At 63.4% G+C, this 2,455-nt stretch carries 4 protein-coding genes; all 4 read left to right on the forward strand.

All coding sequences use genetic code 11. The features are described from left to right. Nucleotides 1-277 precede the first annotated feature (277 nt). The 4 genes from HMPREF3086_RS09300 to HMPREF3086_RS09310 all read left to right on the forward strand — a co-directional run bounded on the left by HMPREF3086_RS09300 (nucleotide 278) and on the right by HMPREF3086_RS09310 (nucleotide 2,422). Nucleotides 278-778, forward strand: coding sequence for a hypothetical protein (locus HMPREF3086_RS09300; protein ID WP_061917038.1), 501 nt, complete (start codon nucleotides 278-280; stop codon nucleotides 776-778). Nucleotides 779-903: 125 nt separating this feature from the next. Beyond that, complete coding sequence (locus HMPREF3086_RS09305; protein ID WP_061230139.1) at nucleotides 904-1,242, forward strand: hypothetical protein; 339 nt, start codon at nucleotides 904-906, stop codon at nucleotides 1,240-1,242. A gap of 300 nt (nucleotides 1,243-1,542) precedes the next feature. Continuing rightward, nucleotides 1,543-1,788, forward strand: coding sequence for a hypothetical protein (locus tag HMPREF3086_RS18510; protein ID WP_141764044.1), 246 nt, complete (start codon nucleotides 1,543-1,545; stop codon nucleotides 1,786-1,788). Then, nucleotides 1,769-2,422, forward strand: coding sequence for a hypothetical protein (locus HMPREF3086_RS09310; RefSeq protein ID WP_141764045.1), 654 nt, complete (start codon nucleotides 1,769-1,771; stop codon nucleotides 2,420-2,422). Before HMPREF3086_RS18510 ends, HMPREF3086_RS09310 begins: the two co-directional genes overlap by 20 nt. Nucleotides 2,423-2,455: the final 33 nt, after the last annotated feature.

Here is a 2,455-nt window from a genome sequence, read left to right on the forward strand (position 1 = left end):
GCCGGATCTGGTCGAGGAGGTGCGAAGCGAAACCCAGTGGGAAGTGGTCCCGCTGGTCCGCGACCTGCCGCAGTCGTAGCGACGGTGGCACCGCGATTCCCGCTCGCGGTAGGCACTGCAGCATGACACCGGGCTGCCAGACAGTTGTGGCAGAAATGTGTCGCAGGGCGCTGCAATCGAGAGGTCTCGAGATGAGCGGGCTCGTCGGTAGCCATCAAGAGCTGATGCCCTGTCCTGTTCCGCCCACGCACTGCGCGACGACGTCCAGGAGGTACCCGTGGAGGCATTCCTGATTCCGCTGTTGCCTCCGGTAGCCCTGTCGCTCGCGCTCTGGGCATTCATCGTCTGGGTTTCCTTCAAGGCGACGGGGCGAGGCGCCAGACGAACCGCGGCCGCGGTCTCTGCAGTGCTGTCGATCTGCGGAGCGATCGCGTTCCTCGGCTTCGCCGGCAGTGACGACTACAACGACTACCCCGGCTATACCTGCGCCCTTCGTGACGGTCACGTGCCGGACGGCTTTCCTCCCGAACGGCTTCCCCCGCAGGAACAGACCAGCACATTCCATACCAACCTCGACTGGTCCCATGGGTACGAACTGCTCCCCGCCGGGGTTCGCTGCACCTACTGGACCAGGGACGACCCCCGCGTCAGCGTGGTTACCCACAGCCCGTGGTCGTACTCGGTGTGGATCTACGGACTACTGGCGATCGCTCTGATTCAAGCGGCCCGCGTCATCAACCCTGACCTTCATTCTCGGCGGCGCACCTGGTCTTCGTGAACAAGCACGATGTGTAGTGCGTTTCGACTCACAACCTGAAACAGCGGGTCGATTGACGCCGTCCCACAACCAAAGAACTGGGACGGCCGCCGCGGCACGTGCCAAGTAGGGGCTACCTTCGGTTGATGGAGAAAGAGGACCGGAACGTTTTGATCAGCGCTGGGCTGTCGGTCGTGACGGCTCCGGTAGCGGCGGGCGCGATGGCTTGGGTGTGGAAGTTCCCGATCGTCATGGTGGGCGTCAGCGGAGGCACGGTTGATGATGCGATTTCCGCGGCGTTTTCGATGGTCGTGTTCATGACGGTGTTCTCGCTCTTCATCGGCATCGTGGCGATCGGCCTGGCGGGAGCCGGGGTGGGCGTTCTCGTGCGCCGTGGTCCTGTGTTGGACGCTGTTGCCGCTGGTGTCGCCGTTGGCGTGCTGGCGGCACTGGTGGTCGGATTCGGAGGGGTGCTCTTCGACTGAACTGAGTCAAGGCGCCCGGGGTGAGTCTTCGGAGAACCGTCGCGGCGGTCTAACCCCAGTTCTCGCCGCTGACTAGTCAAGGCCTTCGCGGGATATTCTCGGCTGATGCGTGTCTCGCCGGATGGAACCTTCCATGGACTGCGTGCGTCGCACATGTGTCGTGCGGCGTGCCGGGTTCCCTCAGACCCGGGCCCACTGGATCGCCGGTATGTCGCGCTGCATCCGGTAATTAATTATCGGCCCTACATCTCCGCATCCCCTGACGTTTTCCCTCCCGGTCATCCCGGGTACAACCAGGGCGTGGCGGCAGATCTGCAGATCCCGCAGGCTCTGCAGAACGAGGTGGAGAACTGGATCAGTCAATTCAAGGCAAACTTTCGTCATCTCGGTGACCGTCCGGTTGATCAGCCTGTGTGGTCGGACGGATTCGACGAGATGGCCTGGCTGGACCGCGGCCACGCACTGGCCGAGCTCCTGGGTGCACTATCCGGAGCACTTTGTGTTCTGCTGTGCGGAGAAGCTTGTGGTGTGCGAGCTGGCGGCTGATCAACTGGATTACGTGTGCGCGCTGACCGGGCAGATCACGCGTGAGGATGGCTGGCGGATGCCCGGCAATGAGCCCGATCCGGATGTGCCGGCGGAACTGAAACTCATGCCGGAGTACGGGGTCGAGTGGGGCTTATGGGACGCGAGACTGCCGTACCACCAGCCGCCCCGGCTTCGCGGCCCCGGACTGTTCGTGGGATTCTCCACGCCACGATCGCTCGGCCTTACAGTCGAACTCGAGGAACGACTTCGGCAGTGGAACGAGGACTGGCGCCGTGGCTTCCTCGACTATGGGCGAGATGACGATGGGACAAGCGCCAATCTCGGCCTGCCGAATGGAGGTTTCGCCCTGCCGCAATGGGCCGACGGCATCGATCCCGCTACTTGGTACCGCGAGGGCCGAGCGATCGCCGCGAGCCTGGCCGATCAACTCCCGGGCGTGAAGGTGCGCCTGGCTGCGATCCGATACGTGTGTGCCCCGCGTTTCCTCCACCTCACGAAGATCTTCGGCGACGACGAGTTCTTCACACCGCTCTCGAGGCAAGTTTCCGAGACACCAAAAGTCGCCATCGGCCCAGAAGAGGACGAGCGACAGCGCCAGCAACCGGAGTCTCGTAAAACTGTAGGTTTTTAAGGCACATTCACGGCGCCAGGCGGGCCGCCGCGG

It is taken from the genome of Dietzia sp. HMSC21D01 (genome assembly GCF_001815995.1).
GTDB lineage: Bacteria > Actinomycetota > Actinomycetes > Mycobacteriales > Mycobacteriaceae > Dietzia > Dietzia cinnamea.